The organism is Aeromonas piscicola (assembly GCF_000820005.1).
Lineage (GTDB): Bacteria > Pseudomonadota > Gammaproteobacteria > Enterobacterales > Aeromonadaceae > Aeromonas > Aeromonas piscicola.
The window spans coordinates 15,637-33,795 of the sequence record NZ_CDBL01000052.1 but is presented as its reverse complement, the minus strand read 5'-3'; the positions used below and the strand labels follow the sequence as shown (position 1 = coordinate 33,795).

Annotated in this window: 21 protein-coding genes; 9 read left to right on the top strand and 12 right to left on the bottom strand. The window is 61.4% G+C overall.

What is annotated here, in order from left to right:
• Positions 1–25: 25 nt before the first annotated feature.
• The gene (gene ftsY / locus BN1128_RS10800) at positions 26–1,825 is read right to left on the bottom strand and encodes a signal recognition particle-docking protein FtsY (protein WP_052445511.1); all 1,800 of its coding nucleotides are present in this window, start codon (positions 1,823–1,825) and stop codon (positions 26–28) included.
• 111 nt (positions 1,826–1,936) lie between these two features.
• Here ftsY and rsmD point away from each other — a divergent pair, with 111 nt between their 5' ends.
• On the top strand, positions 1,937–2,566 hold the full coding sequence (gene rsmD / locus BN1128_RS10795) for a 16S rRNA (guanine(966)-N(2))-methyltransferase RsmD (protein WP_042868564.1): 630 nt from the start codon (positions 1,937–1,939) through the stop codon (positions 2,564–2,566).
• Positions 2,550–2,861, top strand: a complete 312-nt coding sequence (locus BN1128_RS10790) for a DUF1145 domain-containing protein (RefSeq protein WP_042868562.1) — start codon at positions 2,550–2,552, stop codon at positions 2,859–2,861. Before rsmD ends, BN1128_RS10790 begins: the two co-directional genes overlap by 17 nt.
• A gap of 38 nt (positions 2,862–2,899) precedes the next feature.
• Here BN1128_RS10790 and BN1128_RS10785 read toward each other — a convergent pair whose 3' ends face one another.
• Both BN1128_RS10785 and fabR read right to left on the bottom strand, forming a co-directional pair.
• Positions 2,900–3,265, bottom strand: coding sequence for a YijD family membrane protein (locus tag BN1128_RS10785; protein WP_156140203.1), 366 nt, complete (start codon positions 3,263–3,265; stop codon positions 2,900–2,902).
• A 19-nt stretch (positions 3,266–3,284) separates the two neighbouring features.
• A complete protein-coding gene (gene fabR, locus BN1128_RS10780) occupies positions 3,285–3,905 on the bottom strand; it encodes an HTH-type transcriptional repressor FabR (protein WP_042868558.1) in 621 nt (206 codons plus the stop codon).
• Between the two features lie 149 nt (positions 3,906–4,054).
• Between fabR and BN1128_RS10775 the strand changes: the two genes are divergently transcribed.
• Complete coding sequence (locus BN1128_RS10775) at positions 4,055–5,173, top strand: fatty acid desaturase (protein WP_042868556.1); 1,119 nt, start codon at positions 4,055–4,057, stop codon at positions 5,171–5,173.
• Positions 5,174–5,656: 483 nt separating this feature from the next.
• Here BN1128_RS10775 and BN1128_RS10770 read toward each other — a convergent pair whose 3' ends face one another.
• Entirely contained in the window at positions 5,657–6,910 is a 1,254-nt protein-coding gene (locus tag BN1128_RS10770; protein WP_042868554.1) for a phospholipase D family protein, read from the bottom strand.
• A 78-nt stretch (positions 6,911–6,988) separates the two neighbouring features.
• Between BN1128_RS10770 and BN1128_RS25875 the strand changes: the two genes are divergently transcribed.
• Entirely contained in the window at positions 6,989–7,135 is a 147-nt protein-coding gene (locus BN1128_RS25875; RefSeq protein WP_167335807.1) for a hypothetical protein, read from the top strand.
• 15 nt (positions 7,136–7,150) lie between these two features.
• On the opposite strand, the gene BN1128_RS10765 is transcribed toward BN1128_RS25875, so the two are convergent.
• The 3 genes from BN1128_RS10765 to tatA form a co-directional block, all read right to left on the bottom strand.
• The gene (locus BN1128_RS10765) at positions 7,151–8,575 is read right to left on the bottom strand and encodes an MltF family protein (RefSeq protein ID WP_042868552.1); all 1,425 of its coding nucleotides are present in this window, start codon (positions 8,573–8,575) and stop codon (positions 7,151–7,153) included.
• A gap of 127 nt (positions 8,576–8,702) precedes the next feature.
• The gene (locus tag BN1128_RS10760; protein ID WP_042868550.1) at positions 8,703–9,005 is read right to left on the bottom strand and encodes a YfcZ/YiiS family protein; all 303 of its coding nucleotides are present in this window, start codon (positions 9,003–9,005) and stop codon (positions 8,703–8,705) included.
• A gap of 14 nt (positions 9,006–9,019) precedes the next feature.
• A complete protein-coding gene (gene tatA / locus BN1128_RS10755) occupies positions 9,020–9,181 on the bottom strand; it encodes a twin-arginine translocase TatA/TatE family subunit (RefSeq protein WP_042868548.1) in 162 nt (53 codons plus the stop codon).
• A gap of 273 nt (positions 9,182–9,454) precedes the next feature.
• Between tatA and BN1128_RS10750 the strand changes: the two genes are divergently transcribed.
• Positions 9,455–10,423, top strand: a complete 969-nt coding sequence (locus tag BN1128_RS10750) for a LysR substrate-binding domain-containing protein (RefSeq protein ID WP_042868546.1) — start codon at positions 9,455–9,457, stop codon at positions 10,421–10,423.
• An 81-nt stretch (positions 10,424–10,504) separates the two neighbouring features.
• Here BN1128_RS10750 and BN1128_RS10745 read toward each other — a convergent pair whose 3' ends face one another.
• Positions 10,505–11,104, bottom strand: a complete 600-nt coding sequence (locus BN1128_RS10745; RefSeq protein ID WP_042868544.1) for a YhgN family NAAT transporter — start codon at positions 11,102–11,104, stop codon at positions 10,505–10,507.
• 101 nt (positions 11,105–11,205) lie between these two features.
• Positions 11,206–11,451, bottom strand: coding sequence for a YecH family metal-binding protein (locus BN1128_RS10740; protein WP_042868543.1), 246 nt, complete (start codon positions 11,449–11,451; stop codon positions 11,206–11,208).
• 208 nt (positions 11,452–11,659) lie between these two features.
• Between BN1128_RS10740 and BN1128_RS10735 the strand changes: the two genes are divergently transcribed.
• Positions 11,660–12,943, top strand: coding sequence for a dicarboxylate/amino acid:cation symporter (locus tag BN1128_RS10735; protein WP_042868541.1), 1,284 nt, complete (start codon positions 11,660–11,662; stop codon positions 12,941–12,943).
• Positions 12,944–12,957: 14 nt separating this feature from the next.
• Here the strand turns inward: BN1128_RS10735 and BN1128_RS10730 are convergent, their stop codons facing one another.
• On the bottom strand, positions 12,958–13,272 hold the full coding sequence (locus BN1128_RS10730; protein ID WP_042869334.1) for a putative signal transducing protein: 315 nt from the start codon (positions 13,270–13,272) through the stop codon (positions 12,958–12,960).
• 117 nt (positions 13,273–13,389) lie between these two features.
• Positions 13,390–14,292: a LysR family transcriptional regulator gene (locus BN1128_RS10725; protein WP_042868539.1), complete on the bottom strand. Its 903-nt coding sequence runs from the start codon at positions 14,290–14,292 to the stop codon at positions 13,390–13,392.
• Positions 14,293–14,392: 100 nt separating this feature from the next.
• On the opposite strand from BN1128_RS10725, the gene BN1128_RS10720 reads away from it, so the two are divergent.
• Together BN1128_RS10720 and BN1128_RS10715 are read left to right on the top strand one after the other, a co-directional pair.
• Complete coding sequence (locus BN1128_RS10720; RefSeq protein ID WP_042868537.1) at positions 14,393–15,445, top strand: HlyD family secretion protein; 1,053 nt, start codon at positions 14,393–14,395, stop codon at positions 15,443–15,445.
• Positions 15,445–16,998, top strand: coding sequence for a DHA2 family efflux MFS transporter permease subunit (locus tag BN1128_RS10715; RefSeq protein ID WP_042868536.1), 1,554 nt, complete (start codon positions 15,445–15,447; stop codon positions 16,996–16,998). The genes BN1128_RS10720 and BN1128_RS10715 overlap by 1 nt, the downstream gene beginning before the upstream one ends.
• Positions 16,999–17,118: 120 nt before the next feature.
• On the opposite strand, the gene BN1128_RS10710 is transcribed toward BN1128_RS10715, so the two are convergent.
• Positions 17,119–17,745 carry a lysoplasmalogenase gene (locus tag BN1128_RS10710; RefSeq protein ID WP_042868534.1) on the bottom strand — a complete coding sequence of 209 codons (627 nt, stop codon included), beginning with the start codon at positions 17,743–17,745 and terminating at the stop codon, positions 17,119–17,121.
• Positions 17,746–17,921: 176 nt separating this feature from the next.
• Here BN1128_RS10710 and BN1128_RS25365 point away from each other — a divergent pair, with 176 nt between their 5' ends.
• The gene (locus BN1128_RS25365; RefSeq protein ID WP_156140201.1) at positions 17,922–18,074 is read left to right on the top strand and encodes a hypothetical protein; all 153 of its coding nucleotides are present in this window, start codon (positions 17,922–17,924) and stop codon (positions 18,072–18,074) included.
• Positions 18,075–18,159: the final 85 nt, after the last annotated feature.

The window sequence follows — 18,159 nt, the reverse complement described above, 5'->3', positions numbered from 1 at the left end:
GTGGCGCTTACCGTGGCGCCTGAGCTTACTCATCGCGACTGAACAGTGCCTCGATAAAGTCGTTGGCGACGAAGGGGCGCAGATCGTCGATCCCCTCGCCCACCCCGATATAGCGGATCGGGATCTGGAACTTGTCGGCCACCGCGAAGATGACGCCGCCTTTGGCGGTCCCGTCCAGCTTGGTGAGGACGATACCGTCCAGCCCCACCGCCTCGCTGAACAACTTGGCCTGGCTGAGGGCGTTCTGGCCTGTGCCCGCATCTAGGGTCAGCATGACCTCGTGGGGCGCCTCTTCATCCAGCTTCTTCATCACCCGCACCACTTTCTTGAGCTCTTCCATCAGGTTGCTCTTGTTTTGCAGGCGGCCGGCGGTGTCGGCGATCAGCACGTCGGCACCGCGCGAGCGGGCGGCCTCGATGGCGTCATAGATGACGGAGGCGGAGTCGGCGCCGGTATGCTGGGCGATCACGGGGATGTTGTTGCGCTGACCCCATACCTGCAGCTGCTCGACCGCAGCGGCGCGGAAGGTGTCGCCGGCGGCCAGCATGACGCTCTTGCCTTCGGCCTGGAACTGCTTGGCCAGCTTGCCGATGGTGGTGGTCTTGCCAACGCCGTTCACGCCAACCATCAGGATCACGTAGGGTTTCTTGCTGGTGTCGATCACCAGCGGCTGCTCGACCTGGGCCAGCATGGCACCCATGTCCTGCTTGAGCAGGCCGTAGAGCGCCTCGGCATCCTTGAGCTGCCTGCGATCCGCATGCTGCACCAGGCCATCTATGATGCGGCGTGTGGTATCGACGCCCAGATCGGCGGTCAGCAGCTGGGTTTCCAGCTCTTCAAACAGCTCATCGTCGATCTTCTTGCCACTGAACAGGCCGAAGAAACCGGAGCCAATATTCTCCTTGGTGCGCACCAGACTGCGCTTGAGGCGGGCAAAGAAGCCCTCCCGCTGCGGCTTGTCCTGGGTATCGTCATCCACCTTGGCGGCCAGTGGCAAGGCAGCCAGTGCGGCGGCCTCAGCCTCCATCTCGGCGACCAGGCGAAGATCTTCCGCTCTCTGGGCTTCTTTGGCGATACGGGCGGCTTCGGCAGCCTGCGCTTCGGCGGCGATGCGGGCGGCTTCCGCAGCCTGTGCCTCAGCAGCGATACGGGCAGCTTCAGCAGCCTGAGCCTCGGCAGCAATACGAGCGGCTTCCGCAGCTTGTGCCTCGGCAGCAATACGAGCAGCTTCCGCAGCCTGAGCCTCGGCGGCGATGCGAGCAGCTTCCGCAGCCTGTGCCTCGGCGGCGATACGGGCAGCTTCGGCAGCCTGCGCCTCGGCGGCGATGTGAGCGGCTTCCGCAGCCTGTGCCTCGGCGGCGATACGGGCAGCTTCGGCAGCCTGCGCCTCGGCAGCAATACGAGCAGCTTCCGCAGCCTGTGCCTCGGCAGCGATGCGAGCAGCTTCGACAACCTCTGCCTCGGCGGCGATACGAGCGGCTTCCGCAGCCTGCGCCTCGACACTCTCCTGCTCGATCAGCAGTTCATTGACGATGACGGGCTCCAGCTCGGAGGCACACTCTTCCACCACCAGCGGACCCGCGTCCAGATCGGTGGGGGCGCAGCAATCGTCATCGTGCGCAGCGCCAGCGGGCAGGAGATCATTCTGTGCGCTGACGGGCAATTCAGGGGGCACTACCGGCGTAGTATCGGAAACGGGAGCGGAGTGAGCGACGACCTCAGGCTCAACGATAATGGGGGTGGCTTGGGGTGTCTGTGGTTGGACAGCCTCAGCCTCTTCTTTCTTGCGGCCGAAACCCAGCCAGGAAAACAAACCTTTTGCCATCTAAAAAATACTCACTTCGTTGGCTGACTGCTAAGATAGCCGTCCCTCGGCGGGTCGGCATAAAAATGAACCGCCTTATACTACCACTTTATTTTCTGACGACGAAACGCGATGCCCAGAGTGAAATCCAGCCATAACAGCCCGAGCAAGAGCCCAGCCCCACAGGGGAAATCAGGCTTTGTCAGAATCATCAGCGGCCAGTGGCGAGGCCGCAAATTGCCGGTCAAGGATGTGGAGGGGCTCAGACCCACCACGGATCGCGTCAAGGAGACCATCTTCAACTGGCTGGCCCCCCATGTCCGTGGCACCCGCTGTCTGGATCTGTTCGCCGGCAGCGGCGGCCTGGGGCTGGAGGCGCTGTCGCGCTATGCCGAGCAGGTGACCCTGATCGAAATGGACAAGAGCGCCGCCGACCAGATCAAGAAGAATCTGGCCGCCCTCGGCAGCAATCAGGGCCGAGTGATCCAGTCCGATGCGGTGAGCTGGCTGCAAGGCCCTGCCACCCCCTTCGATCTGGTGTTCCTCGATCCGCCGTTTCGGCGCGAGCTACTGCCCCAGGTATGCGAGCTGCTGGAGCAGCGCGGCTGGCTGGCACCGAATGCCCTCATCTATCTGGAGCGGGAGAAGGAGATGGCCGATCTGGCACTCCCTGCCAGCTGGCAACTGCTCAAGGACAAGCAGGCAGGCCAGGTCTGCTATCAACTCTATCTGCGGGAGGTAAACGATGAAGCGGGTATTTAATCTGTTGGCGATGGGGCTGATCCTGTTCTTCTGGTTCGGCGTGCTGGTCAGTCTGCTCGCCCCCCTGCCAGGCAAATTGAACGGTTTTCTGCCGGTCTGCGGCGTGATCGTGATCCTGATGCACTGGGTACAGGCCAGCATGGTCAAGGCCGCCTGCAAACCCTACTTCGCGGTGAGCCGGATTGAATTCATCCAGGTGCTGGTGTTCGGCGTGTTCGGCATGGTGGAGATCCGGGCCCGACTGCAGGCCATAGTGGACACCAAGCAGCGCGGCACAGACAACAAAGCCGGGTGATCCCGGCTCTGTCATGATTTATCAGGAAGGAGTGCGCGTCACTCCTTCTCTTTTTTCCCCACGCTGATGCCCAGCTTGATCGACAGCACGGCCAGCAGCAGCAACATCATGATGAGCGAGAAGAAGTTGCTGCCAAGCTCGGGGTACTGCACCTTGACCAGCGCCGAGTGGCCAAAGCCGCCGATGAAGAGGCACAGCAGCATGCAGAGCGGTGTATTGCCCTCCAGCGAGACGTGACGGTAGTGCTGGTAGAGCTGATAGGCTGCCAGCACGAAGGCGATCATCGGGAAGAAGGAGAAGGGCACCACCGACTCTGACAACACCGTCAGGGAGGCATCCCCACAGATGCCGATGAGCAGGGCCAGCAGCAGGGGTTTCTTCGGGATCGGATTCTGATCATGCATGGAAGTGTCCATCCTTGATTTAAGAAAGAGGTTGGCGGCGCTTCTGGTTCTGAACCTCGGCGCCCATGGCGATCATGCGCAGCTGGCTTATGGTGCGCTCGGACAGGGCCCGGCACTCTTCGCTGGTCATGTCGAGGGCATCGGCACCCGCGCTGAAGACGATGGTTACCATGGCTTCGGCCTGGATGTAGGCCTCTTCCCTCGGCGCCCCCGTGGTGGCTTCGAGGTAATCGGTCAGCTCGGCGATGAAGTGCTGTATCTCCCGCGCCACCGCCTGCCGAAATGCCGCCGAGGTACCGGAACGCTCACGCAGCAGCAGCCGGAAGATGTTCGGATTGTTCTCGACAAACTCCATGAAGGTCTGCACCGAAGTGCTGATGACGCTGCCGCCACCGGCGATGCGCTGGCGCGCCTGGCGCATCAGCTGGCGCAGGGTCAGGCCGCCTTCATCCACCAGAGTCAGCCCCAGCTCCTCCATGTCGCGAAAGTGACGATAGAAAGAGGTCGGCGCTATGCCCGCCTCCCGCGCCACTTCCCGCAGGCTGAGGTTGGAAAAGCTACGATTGGCGCACAGTTGGCTGAACGCCGCATCGATCAGAGTACGCCGGGTTTTTTCTTTTTGTTGCGCGCGAATACCCACGAAAACAGTCACCTTCAGGTTATCGAGGCCAAATGATAACCCGAAGGCCGAGCCGGGATCAGGTTTGTCTCCTACTTTTTTACCATTGACCCGAATTCTGGCTGCGTGGAGAATGGCGCACAGCTGTTCGCTGAAAGGAACCGAGTGAGATGGAACGCCCACCGATCATCATGACCAATACCCTGCTGTTTGCCCTCTCCGGGCTGACCGCACTGATCGCCGTGCCCTGGTACGGCATGACCCATGGCTATGACCTCTGGCAGTGGGGCTGCTTCCTGCTGCTGTTCTGTTACAGCGGCATCTCCATCACGGCCGGCTACCACCGCCTCTGGTCGCACAAGGCCTACAAGGCCCACCCGATCCTGCAGTGGATCTTCGCCATCGGCGGCGCCCTCGCCTTGCAAAACTCGGCCCAGCACTGGTCATCCGATCACCGTCGCCACCATCGCCATGTGGACGACAACCTGAAGGATCCCTACAGCGCTGGTCGCGGCTTCTGGTACTCCCACATCGGCTGGATGCTGCGCGAGTACCAGCGCGATATCTACAACGATTACAGCAACGTGCGGGATCTACAGAACAACCCCGTCGTCGTCTTCCAGCACAAACACTATCTGGCGCTGACCCTGGCCACCAACCTGGGGATACCGCTGCTGCTGGGACTTGTCCACGGCGATCTGCTCGGCATGCTGCTGCTGGCCGGGGTACTGCGCATGGTGATGACCCACCACACCACCTTCTTCATCAACTCCCTGGCCCACATCTGGGGCAGCCAGCCGTTTACCGACCGCAACACGGCGCGGGACAACGGCATCCTGGCCTTCTTCACCTTCGGCGAGGGTTATCACAACTTCCACCACCTGTTCGAGAACGACTATCGCAACGGCATCCACTGGTGGCAGTTCGATCCCACCAAGTGGCTGATCCGCAGCGCCTCCTGGTGCGGGCTGACCCGGGACCTGAGATCCTGTCCGGAAGAGTTGATCGAACAGGCCAGACTGGAGATGCAGCTCAAGCGGGCGCAGGCCAAGTTGCGCAAGCAGGAAGACAGAGAGTTGTGGCAGGCGCTGTTGCAGGAGGAGTACGACAAGCTGAGCCAGCAGTTGCAGCACTACTACGCCAGCCGCAAACGCCTGCTCGAGCAGCGCAAGCGCAAGGCACTGGCCCGCTATGACAAGTTGAAGCTGCAGCTGGAGTATCGCAACCTGCACGATGGCTTCGTTGCCAGCAAGCGCAACTGGAGCCGGCTGCTGGCAGGCATCGCCTGACCAAGAGCCGTCGGGCTGAACAGAGAAAAAGACCGCCCACCGGCGGTCTTTTTCCGGGCGCAACTCAGCCAGCGGGCCATAAAAAATGGGGTGACATTTCCATGTCACCCCCTCGCAAATAGCATGTTCCATATTGGAATCCGGCCCTGCCGGGTGCCTGTCCTGTTTCCTGAGTTTCCGCTACCCATCCGAAGCAGGCGCCTGCTGGAGCGATCCAGTCGGCCAGTACCCTTCACAACCCTCTTCCACACGGCAGACAAGCCACCGTGTTTGTCCTTGCAACTGAAATATTACGCAGTTAAATAAAATAAAAAACCGTTTTATTCATTGGTGTATGCAAGTGACTGGACGATCCGAGGATTCCTACATCTGAACAAATTGATTAAAAACAATACGATAAAAAAATTCATCGCCTTTGGATGGCAAACGTTATCCTCGAAGGCGCACAAGGCTTTGCGAGATCTCGCACAAAGAATGACCCACTCACAGCCAGCGCTGCAGCGGCAGCCAGTCGCTCACCCTGGCCAGCAGTCGACGCAGGGTCGACTGAGGCGCGGCAACGGAATGGGACGACCGCTGCTGCCACCCCGACAGCCACAGCTGCAACTCGGCGCAGAGCGCGGGGCACTCCAGGTGCAGCATCAGCTCAGTGTTGAGCATCAGGGAGCGGGGATCCAGATTGAAGCTGCCGAGCAGCGCCTCCCCTTCCCCGATCAGGATCAGCTTGGCGTGCAGACTGAGCGCCTCTCCCTCCAGCTCTGACAACGCTATCCCCTGCCGTATCAGCCAGGGGCGATGACGCCGGTAGGCGCCATACACCAGAGGCACGTCCGTGCTGGCCAAGGAGTTGGTAAGAATCTCTATGCTCACCCCCGCCTGGCGCTGCTGCCTGAGCCGACGGCGCAGCCCCCGGGTCAGGATCAGGTAAGGGCTCACCAACTTCAGCCCCCCCAGGTTGTCGGCCAGCTTGCGCCAAAGCAGGGGCGCCGTGGTCGGCCGTGACACCAGCCCCTTGCCAGGCCGGTCGAACCACACCTCCGCCTGTCCCGGATGCCAGTTCAGGGAGGCAGGCTCGGCGTCAAACAGGCTGGCTGGCAGATCGTAGACGGCCGCCACCTCTGGCTCGGTCAGGGTGAGCAGAAAGTCGTTCACCGCCGTCACCTCGGCCCGCAGCAAGGGACGACGGAGCAGGCGGCGGATCGGGTGACTCCAGCGACTGCGCCAGAATTGATCGAAGCCCTGTTCAGCCTGCTGGCAGAGCGGGCCACGGCAGGCGAGATCCAGATCGACGAATCGGGGCGTACCGCCCAGCCCGAAGTAGCGGTCACCTATGTTGCGGCCACCGATCACCGCCTGGTGGCCATCCACCAGTAGCAACTTGTTGTGCATGCGGTGATTGATGCGGCGAAAGCTGAACATCCCCTCCAGCAGCAGGGTCAGCGGACGCCATCCCCGCAGCCAGAAGGGGTTGAACAGCCGTACCTCTATGCCGGGCTGATGGGCCACCATCTCCAGGAAGCGGTTGTCGCCGGCATAGAGGTCGTCGATGAGCAGTTGTACCCGAACCCCGCGCCGGGCCGCATGCAGCAACTCGGACAACAGCAGCTTGCCGCTGCTGTCCTCCTCCCAGCTGTAGTATTGGGCCTGGATCCGGCAGCGGGCGCTGCGGATCAGTTGGCAGCGCACCTTGAGCGCCAGCTCGGGTTGATCAATCAGTGCAAATTCGCCGGGGATCATGGCGTCATCTGCCTGTCATGGGGAAATGGCATAACACTGGCTACAGGCCTCGTTGGAATGTGGATGAAGGAATTTACCATGGAACTCACGGATCGCCCCGCCATCAGCCATCGACCGCAAGCCAGTCAGCCGGATCCCTCGCCGACCAGCCAGCTGGCCCCCTGGTATCTGCAGCACAGGGATCAGGGTTGGGAACCCTTTGCGCCGCCCGCCCAGCCTGTCTAGACGGGCGAGAGAACATCAGGGCTGGGCTACCGCCTCTATGGCGGCCGCCTTGCCCTCCAGCTGCGGCAGGCTGAAGCGATAGGCCACGTAGTACTTGTAGATGGTGCTGACGTAGTTGATGGGCCCCTGACCGATCTCGTTGGCCACCAGCTGCTCCACGTTGCCAAACCAGACGTTCGGATCCAGCCCGGCGGCCTCCGCCTTGGCCCTGATCGCCTGCACCCGATTCGGGCCGGCGTTGTAGGCCGCCAGCGCAAACAGGTGGCGGTTGAGCACATCCAGCCCGGGATCGTTGAAGTAGGTATCCAGGATCAGCCGCATGTAGCGGCAGGCCGCCTCCACATTGCCCTCCAGACTGGCGAGCCTGGCACCGCGAATGCCCACCTCGCCCCCCGTGCTCGGCAACAGCTGCATGATCCCCACAGCGCCCCGCTCTGAGCGCACGCCGGCATTGAGGCCCGACTCCTTGTAGGCCAGCGCCGCCAGCATCAGCCAGTCCAGCCGGTACTTGTCGGCCTGCTGCTCCAGCACCTTGCGGATGGTCGACAGCCGCCCCAGAGGATCCGGCGCCAGAATATTGCTCATCTGATCGCTGCGGGCCAGCAGGCGGCGCAGGGTCATGTCGCTGTAGAGGGTGCGCTTGCCCGCATCGGCCAGATAACCGTTGACCGCCTTGAGCAGCTCGGGGCTGTTGTTGCGCAGCGCCCAGGCACTGCGGCCTTTGTCCCGCAGCGGGATCAGCTTGTGAGCTCTCAGGCCGCTGATCATGCCGAGCCAGATGCGCCCCTTGAAGCTGTCGGTTACCGTGAGCGGTATGATGCCGGCCGCCACCATCTCCAGCAGATCCCCGTCCTGCAGATATTCGGGCACCGTCTCTATGTAGATGGGCGGCAACCCCAGCTCGCGAAACAGCCAGTTGAGCTGGCGCAGGCTCTCGTAATAGCTGGAGCTGGCCCGCACCCAGACCCGCCGACCGGAGAGCTGGGTGATGCGGTTGAAGGTCGGCAGAGAATGCTGGCTCACCAGCCACTCTTCGATGGGAGCGATCACCGGATCCGAGAAGGTCACCTGCTCGCGCCGGGTCGGTGTCACCGTCATGTTGGCTGCCACCAGATCGCCGCGCCCCTCGCTGAGGTAGTCCAGCAGCTTGTCCTGACGCACGGGTATGTAGATGATCTTGAGCTTGATCTTCTCCTTGGCGAGATAGGTCTGGTTCAGCCAGCGTTCGAACCCCTGCAGCTGATTGACAAGGATGCCGTGCTGAGTCCCCTTGTCGAGGAAAAAGAAGCCCCGCTCATAGACCACCAGGGCCCTGAGTTCTTTCTTTTGCAGGATAGATTCGAGGTCCCCGGGTTGGGGCAGGCGCTGTGGCTTGAGATCCGCCGCCAGCAGAGGAAGACACCAGAGGGCCAGCAGGCCCCAGATCCATCGCAGCCTCATTATGTGGTCGCCTTCTGTTGGCCGACTCGCGTCGGGCAAAACCGTCTGTGGGATAACTAACTATAGAACGCAGACCCACAGCAGAAGGGTCAACACGGCAGGCAAACCCGCCGTGTCATCACTGGGCTCAGATAGAGCGGGCACGCATCTCGAAAATCAATTTTTCGGCGGTGCAGGTGAATTGCAGGCGGGCTTTCAGGATCACGCCGTTGGCGCCCTGACTCAGCTCGCTGCTGATGCTGGCTTCGGCGGTTACCTGTTTGGCCAGCGCCTCATAAGCGGCCAGCTTGGCGCGGGCATCGGCTTCTGCCGCCGCCTCGATCACCAGATCCATTACATCGTCACCTTCACCTATGATGGTGCCGATCTCGGCGAAACAGCCGCAGCTGTCACAGGTTTCATTCAATTCGACTTTCTCGTCTACAGACATCACTCAACTCCCACTTATTTCGGCTGTACTTCATCGTCACGCAAGGCTTTACGAAAATCCTTGATGGCGGTGCCCAGATCCTCACCGGCGCTGGCCAGGCGTTTGCTGCCAAACACCACGACCACGACCACGAGCAGGATCAACAAATGCCAGATATGAATTCCACCGAGTCCCATAGGGATGCTCCTGACTGATAGATACCGATTATTTGTATCAAAAGAAGGCGCAAAGATTGTTGGGCAAAATCAAGGCAGGTGCAAGTTTGCAAATAAATCACGCAAAAAATACGGCGACCCAGGGTCGCCGTATTACTTGATGCTACTTGTCCCCTCAACCACTACATCCTGTACCAGCCGCCATCGAAGGCGAGAGACAGTTCGAGCATAGGTTCGCCAAGATATGAAAACAAATGGTATAAATTCATCTAAGAATTGAAGGAGATTCATATCATGTTGCTGGAACAGCTGGGGCGTATCGACCTCAATTTATTGATTATCCTGCAAGTTTTGCTGGAAGAGCGGAACGGCAGCCGGGCGGCCCGCCGCCTGCACCTGAGCCAATCTGCCGTCAGCAAGGCCCTTGGCCGCCTGCGGGAAACCTTCGATGACCCCTTGTTCGTGCGCTCCGCCTACGGGCTGGAACCCACCGCCCGCGCCCTGACGCTGCAGCAGCAACTGCAACCCATATTGCTGTCGCTGGACAACCTGATCCAGCCGCCGGATTTCGAGCCGGCCAATACCGAACGGGAGTTCGTCATCGCCAGCATGGACAGCGCCTTCACCCTGTTCGCCCCGCTCTACCTGAGCGAGCTGAAACGGCAGGCACCGGGCATACGGCTGCGCTACGAGGAGTGGACCGAGAACAGCCTGACCGAGATGAGCCAGGGCCAGGTGGACATCGCCTTCACGGTGCGGGAGAACTGCATCAGCTCAGATTTTCGGCTCGACACCCTGCCCAACGCCATCTGCCAGCGCTTGCTCGCCATCGATGACCTCACCTGTCTGGTGCAGCACGATCACCCGGCTCTGCACGAGCCCGAGTGGGACCTCGCCCGTTACCTGGCCTATCCCCATGTGCAGACCTATTGCGAGGGGCGAGACCGCTGGATGCTGGATCACAAGCTGGCGGGGATGGATCTCTACCGCCGGATCGAGGCGACCGTGCCCTCGTTCGAGGCGGCACTGCGGATGGGCATGCACTCGGACATGATAGTGACCCTGTCCAGGCTCTATGCCCGTCACGCCACCCAGGTCTATCCACTGGTGCCGCTGCCGCTGCCCATAGCGCTAGACAGCATCTCCCACCTGCTGATCTGGCATCAGCGCCACGAGGAGGATCCGGGCCACCGCTGGCTGCGGGAAACCCTGCTCGCCCTCATCATGAGCAAGCTGGAACCCTCCCCCCTCGAACAACCCTGATCATGCGGCTGGCAGCGGAGGACACTCTACATCCTCGGCATCAGCAAGCTGGAAGCCGGGGTTGGCAAACAACCCTGGCACCTAGCCCTGACCGGTCACCGCCAGATAGTGGTGGACGCCGTCCAGCAGCATCTGCACCGAGATCATCACCAGCAGCATACCCATCAGCCGCTCCACCGCTGTGAGTCCTCGCTCACCCAGCAGCTTGTTGAATACCTCGTAGAACATCAGGATCACGGCGCTGGCGCCCCAGGCCATCAGCAGGGCCAGCGACCAGTCAGCCATCCGGGTCGGCTCCTGGTTGGCCAGCAACAACAGGGAGGCGAGAATGGAGGGGCCGGCGATCATGGGAATGGCCATGGGCACCAGGAAGGGCTCTTCGCCCGCCGCCAGCCCGGTCACACCACCTTCACTCGGGAAGATCATCTTGATGGCGATGAGAAACAAGATGATGCCGCCCGCTATGCTGACCGCCTCCTGGCGCAGATTGAGGAAATTCAGGATCTGCTGACCGGCGAACAGGAAGGCCATCATGATGGCCAGCGAAAACAACAGCTCCCGCATCATCACCTTGCGCCGCCGCTTGGGATCGATATGACGCAGGATCGACAGGAAGACCGGCAGGTTGCCCAGCGGATCCATGATCAGAAACAACATGACGGCAGCGGAGAAAGTGTCCATACAACGCCCAGGCTAAGCCTTCAACTAGGAGGGGAAAGAGGGCGAAATATACCAAAGGCGGCAGGATTCGGCGAGCGTCACAGGCCGCTCGCCGCAGGGGATCACCCGTGGTTGCAGATCTTGTCGGCGTGGGTCTGGAAACCCTGCTCCGATTCGATGAACTTGCCGCGCTGGGCCAGGAAGGCGATCAGCGCATCTGCATCCATCTCGCTGGCGCTGCAGGTATGGAAACGGGCGTCGGCACCGAAGCGCTCATCGATCGCCTGCTTGAGGCTGGCCCGGGTAAATTGACCACCCTGCGCCAGCATCATCTCCATCACCTCGTGACCGTGTACCGATTGAGTCATTGCAAACCTCATTAATAAACATATTTAATGTCCATTAAATCCCGCACCGCCGCTGACGACCTTGATATAGGCCAATAAATTGCCGATTTCCCTCAGGTCGAGCTGGTTGTGAGGAGTGCTTTGCCGATAATGTGGCAACCTGACAAGGGGATGGCTACACTAACGCCCCTTTTTGCCATCGCAGACCGACTATAAGGACATTGGCGTCATGCTGTTCCATGGATTGGCTTTCAAGCCCTGGCGGATCTGGACCCGCCGTCCCCTCTGGTTGAAGACCCTGATCGGCATGCTGACGGGGATCGGACTAGGACTCGGCTTCAGTGAACAGGCATTGCAGCTCAAGCCCCTTGGCGTCCTGTTCGTCAACACCATACAAATGCTGATGGTGCCCCTCATCTTCTGCTCGGTCATCGCCGGCCTCACCTCATTGCTCAAAGGCAAGAGCTTGGATCGGATCGGCAGCAAGGCCATCGGCCTCTATCTCTTTTCCACCGCCATCGCCATCTGCATCGGCCTGATGATGGGCTGGCTGCTGGAACCCGGAATGGGTGCCAATATGGACCCCTATGAGCGCATCGGTATGCTGGAACAGCCGACCCTTGCCAGCGTGCTGAGCCATCTGGTACCGCGCAACCCGGTGCAGGCCATGGTGGATGGCAAGATACTGCAGGTGATCGTGTTCGCGGTCGCCCTCGCCCTCGCCCTCAACGCCACCGGCCGGCGCGGCCGCCCCGCCATCCTCTTCTTCACTTCGCTGGCGGAAGGGATGTTCAAACTGACCCAGATGGTGATGGCACTGGCCCCCTACGGCGTCTGCGCCCTGATGGCCTGGATGACGGGCAAATACGGGGTGAGCCTGCTGCTGCCGCTGCTCAAGGTGATCGGCGCCGTTTATCTCGGCTGCCTGCTGCACGTGCTCGGCGTTTACAGCAGCCTGCTGATCCTGCTGGCCCGGCTGAACCCGCTGCACTACTTCAAGAGCATCGTCGATGCCCAGGCCGTGGCCTTCACCAGCAGCTCCAGCAGCAGCACTCTGCCCATCAGCCTGGCCTGCGCCGAGCGCCGGCTCGGGGTCTCCCCCGCCATCACCGCCAAGGTACTGCCCATAGGCGCCACCATCAACATGGACGGCACAGCCCTCTATCAGGGAGTGACCGCCCTGTTCGTGGCACAGGCCTTCGGCGTGGATTTACACATGGTGGATTACCTGACCATCATCAGCATCGCCACCCTGGCCAGTATCGGCACGGCGGGCACACCGGGCACCGGATTGATGCTACTGACGCTGACGCTGACCGCGGTGGGATTGCCGCTGGAAGGGGTGGCGCTCATCGCCGGAATCGACCGGATCCTCGACATGGCGCGCACCACGGTCAACGTCTCCGGCGATATTCTGGTGTCCGTGCTGATCGCCCGCAGCGAGAAGGAGCTGGATCTGGCGACCTATTACGACGCCAGCGCGGGGGAGGATATCGACTTCACCCTGCGCTGAGGCCGGGTGAGCGATTAATTATCGTGGGGATCGTGATGACAGCGCCAGCAGACCTCGAAGTTGGCGCCGTTTTCTTCCCCGCATTGACCGCAAAGCCAGCCATTGCCCTGCCGCTGCTGATAACGCTCTATGACTCGCCCCGCCTTGCTGCGATCCTGCTCGCGCACCATCAGGGTCACCTGCAACAGATCCACCGGCAGCTCACCCAGGGCGCCGGACAGCGCCTCCCCGTTGAGCCGTACCAGTACCCCTTCCACTTCCAGCGCCCCCTTCAGGGCATGGGCCTCCAGCGAATGGGAAGCCCGATAAAAATTGATCCATTGATCCATGCCATCCCCCTGCAACCGGTTGTCGATGCCACCTATAGCCGGCACCATGCCCCTCTTCCATCCTCGGGATCGAACCAGGATCCCTTGATCCAGGACTCCCTTTTTCCTATCCATCTGTCACAACAGGTTGTCGATGCCGTAATCGGCCCCCTGCGCCACCATGAAATCGATAAAGGTCCGCAACTTGCGCGGCATCAGTCGCCGCTCCGGAAACAGCAGATAAATCGGCACCTTGGGTTGCTGCCACTCGGGCAGCAGGGTCACCAGCGCCCCGCTGGCCAGCTCCTCATGGCAGAGCATGGCAGGCAGAGAGGCCAGTCCCAGCCCCGCCTTCGCCGCCTCCCTGGCACAGGTTATATTATTAACCCGAAAGCGGGAGGGAGGGTCAACCAGCACCTCTCTGCCCTCGCGCTCAAAGCACCAGTGAGAAGCCAGAAAACCGCTGCTCACCGCCACCCGCTCGTGTAAAAGCAGATCTTCCGGCCGCGTGATGGCCGGGCTGCGCGCCAGATAATCCGGGCTGGCACACAGCAGCCGTTCCGTGCTCCACAGCCGCCGCGCCGCCAGGTTGGAGTCGCTCATGTCGCCGATGCGCACGATCGCATCCAGCCCCTCGCTAATGGGATCCACGATGCGATTGGTCAGCTCCAGCTCAACCTGCAGACCCGGATAGACCTGCAAGAATCTGGCCACCAGCCGACCAACCACCAGTTGCCCCGTCTCGATAGGCACCGCCAGCTTGAGGGTACCTGTCACCTCCTGCTGGCTGGCACTCACCATCAGCTCGGCCTGAGCCAGCTCATCCACCGCCTTGCTGCAGCGCAGATAATACTGCTCTCCGGCCTCGGTCAGGGTAAGCTGCCGGGTGGAGCGGTAGAGCAGCCGTACGCCGAGGCGCTGCTCCAGCTCGGCGATGCGGCGACTCACGGTCGCCTTGGTCATGCCCAGCTCCTGGGCGGCCGCGGTGAAAGAGCCCTTGTCGACGATCCGCACTAAAATCAATGCAGCGTTCAGATCCATTGTTGCACCAGTGAAACTGTATATCTCATAAATGGATACTAATCGAAACAGTTGGCCAGTGTTAGCCTGCGTCTCTTAAGTTCAGGAATCCCCCCCCAAAATGAGTCAACACAAGAAGATCCCTTTGCTGGCCGCCATGGTGCTGGCTCTGCTCGGTCTGCTGTTCGCCGGTTACTGGTATCTGCATGGCCGCTATTTCGAGAGTACCGACAACGCCTACCTGCAGAGCGAGGTGACCGGGATCGGCTCCAAGCTGCCGGGCTACATCAGCGAGGTACTGGTCACCGACAACCAGGCGGTGAAGGCCGGTCAGCTAATCGCCCGGCTGGACGATCGGGAGTACAAGACCAAGGTAGCCGAGGCCGAAGCTGACCTGCGCCTCAATCAGGCGACGGCGGAGAATCTGGCCGCGACCCGCACCCAGCAGTTGAGCCTGATCCGTCAGGCCGAGGCCAAGGTTAGCTCTGCCAATGCCGAGCAGGTGCGCGCCCGGCAACAGGTGCAGCGCGTCAGCCAGCTCAACCAGCGCCACTACAGCTCGCAGGACAGCCTGGACGAGGTGCGAGCCGGCCTGCAGGTCAATCAGGCCCAGGAGCAGGAGGCCAAAGCCGCCCTTCAAGCCGCCCGTGAACGGCTGCTGGTGCTGGACGCCGAAGCCAAGCAGAACCAGGCCAGGTTGGCATTGAGCGCCGCCCAGCTGGAGCAGGCCAAACTTGAGCTGAGCTACACCGAGTTACGGGCACCGGCCGACGGCATCATAGGCAAGCGCAGTCTGCGGGCCGGGCTCTATGTGCAGTCCGGCATGCAGGTGGCCAGTCTGGTGCCGCTGCAACAGGTATGGGTCGAGGCCAACTTCAAGGAGACCCAGCTGCTCCACATGCAGCCGGGCCAGAAGGTGAAGGTGATCCTGGATGCCTATCCGGATCAACCGGTCGAGGGGATCATCGACAGCCTGGCCCCCGCTACCGGCGCCAGATTCGCCCTGCTGCCACCGGAAAACGCCACCGGCAACTTCACCAAGATAGTGCAGCGGGTGCCAGTCAAGATCCGCATCCCCGCGCCGGGCCCCCTGGCAGGCAAGCTGCTGCCGGGCCTCTCCACCGAGGTGATAGTGGATACCCGGGATCCCGAGCCCCTGGTCGCCGCCCACTGATGGAACCCATTCCACGTCGCAACTGGATCGCGGTCATGGGGGGCCTCATTGGTGCCTTCATGGCCATCCTCGACATCCAGATCACCAACGCCTCCCTGAAGGACATTCAGGGGGCCCTGTCGGCCACCCTGAGCGAGAGCTCCTGGATCTCCACCTCCTACCTGGTGGCGGAGATGATCGCCATCCCTCTGAGCGGCTGGCTCAGCCGGGGTCTGAGCGTGCGTCGTTACCTGTTGTGGACCACGGGGGCCTTCATCGTCGCCTCCGTGCTCTGCTCGTTCAGCTGGAACCTCACCAGCATGATCGTCTTTCGGGCGCTGCAGGGCTTCACCGGCGGCGCGCTCATTCCCATGGCCTTCTCCCTCATCGTCAGCCTGCTGCCGCTGCACAAGCGGGCCACCGGCATGGCGCTGTTCGGCCTGTGCGCCACCTTCGCCCCCGCCATAGGCCCGACCCTGGGCGGCTGGCTGACGGAGCAGCTTTCCTGGCACTACATCTTCTATCTGAACGTGCCACCGGGCCTGCTGGTGATGGCCATGCTGGCCCACGGTCTGGACAAGAAGCCGGTGGACTGGGCCGTGATCAAGCGGGTGGACCTCATCGGCATAGTCACCATGGCGATGGGGCTGGGCCTGCTGGAGGTGGTGCTGGAAGAGGGCAACCGGGAGGACTGGTTCGGCTCCAGCTTCATAGTACGGCTCACCGTCATCTCGGTGGTGTCTCTGGTGTTCTTCGTCATCAGCCAGCTGCTCAGACGTCATCCGCTGGTCAACCTGCGGCTGCTGCACAACCCGCGCTTCGCGCTGGCCTGCTTCGCCTATCTGGTGCTCGGCATGGCATTGATGGGCTCCATCTATGTGCTGCCGCTCTACATGGCACAGATCCACAACTACAACGCGCTGGAGATCGGTGAGGTACTGATGTGGATGGGGCTGCCACAGCTGCTGGTGTTGCCGCTGGTACCCAAACTGACCCACAAAATAGATCCGCGCTATCTGGTGAGTTTCGGCTTTTTGGTGTTTGCCATCAGCTGCTTCATGAACATGAACATGAGTGCCGACTACGCAGGCCCCCAGCTGATCCAGTCGCTGATCGTGCGGGCGCTGGGCCAGCCCTTCATCATGGTGCCGCTGTCGCTGGTGGCGACCGCCAGCCTGACCCATGACGAGATCCCCTCCTCCTCTACCCTGCTCAACGTGCTGCGCAACCTGGGGGGAGCCTTCGGCATCGCCATCATAGCGACCCTGATCGACAACGACACCCGCGTCCATGTCAGCCAGATCAGCAGCACCCTGGCCGCCAGCAGCATAGAGGGGCAAAGCTATCTGCTGCAGCTGGCCCAGACCATGATGACGCAGGGCTCGGGTCCCGAACTGGCTCAGCAGCAGGCCCAGGCCATGCTGTCGAACACCATCAGCCGCGAAGCGGCCATCATGGCCTACAACCAGGTGTTCTACGTGATGGGCATCTTCCTGCTGATCGCCAGCGCCCTGATGCTGCTGCTCAAGCAGCCGGCCCCCAGGGCCGCCGACGCCGAGCCGATCGAGGCATAGCAAAGCGCTGAAAACAGACATAAAAAATGGGCCAACAGGCCCATTTTTCTTGCAGCTGCTCTTCACCCGCCGGCGAAGTACAGGATTCTGGTTCGAGCGCTGAAAGACCGCGACGCCTCTTCACCCCGCCAGCGAGGCGGCGATCAGGAACTGGGCGGCAAAGTAGCTGCTCATCACCCAGGCCGTTGCATGGGGGAAGGGACGGCGGAAACGGTCCAGCGCCAGCATGCTGTCCGAGAAAAGAAACATCAGCGCCCCCACCAGGGCGGCGGCACTGCCTGCGGTCAAGGAGGCGTGCCAGGCACCGGCGGCCACCCAGGCCATGCCGATGATCACCAGCATGTAGCAGAGTACGGGGATCTTCATCTCCCCGAGCTTGCCCCACAACAGACCGAACACCATGCCAGCCACCAGTAGCAACAGCAAGCCATCCACCAGGTTCAGCACCAGCGGTCCCTGGGCGAAACCAACTATGTAGCAGAGGTGCGCGACAAAAAATGCCGCCAGCCCCTGAATGAAACGATCGCTTGGCAGCATCAGCAGTACGTCACCGGCCAGCGACAGGCAGAGGCCGAGCAGGATCCAGGCGTGGGAGCCGTCGTGGTCATAGCCCTGATAGCCGAACGCCAGCGCTATGATGAGCAGCATGGTCAACGGCTTGCTGATGTAGAACTGACGGGAGTCTGAGCCATAGGCCGCGCGAATGTGCCACCAGCCCGATGCGATGATCAAGAAACTCAATAACATGCCCTGCTCCTCACGTGTTGCTCGCAGTCATACGGCAACATCTTCTTGCTGACAAGCAGAGTAACAAATTCCCACGCCCAGTGGCAGGGGCGCTCAGCAAATGAGCAGCCTACGCCTAAAGTCTAATTGCCCTGCCCCCCTCGCTGGGGCATAAGGAACGGGTCTGGAGGATCACCATGGAAGAAGCAATGAAAAACTATCTGCCCGCCATCGATATCATGATGTGTCATCTGGGGATCAGCTTCGAGCAGGCCTGCGAACAGCTTGGCCTCAGCCCGGTGGAGCAACAGACCCTGAGCCTGCTGCAGGAGCAGGAAGGGCCGGAATAAGCCCTCCCGGTATGGACATCATGATGTGCCACTTAGGTATCAGCTTCGAGCAAGCCTGCGAATAGCTGGGCCTGAGTCCGGTGGA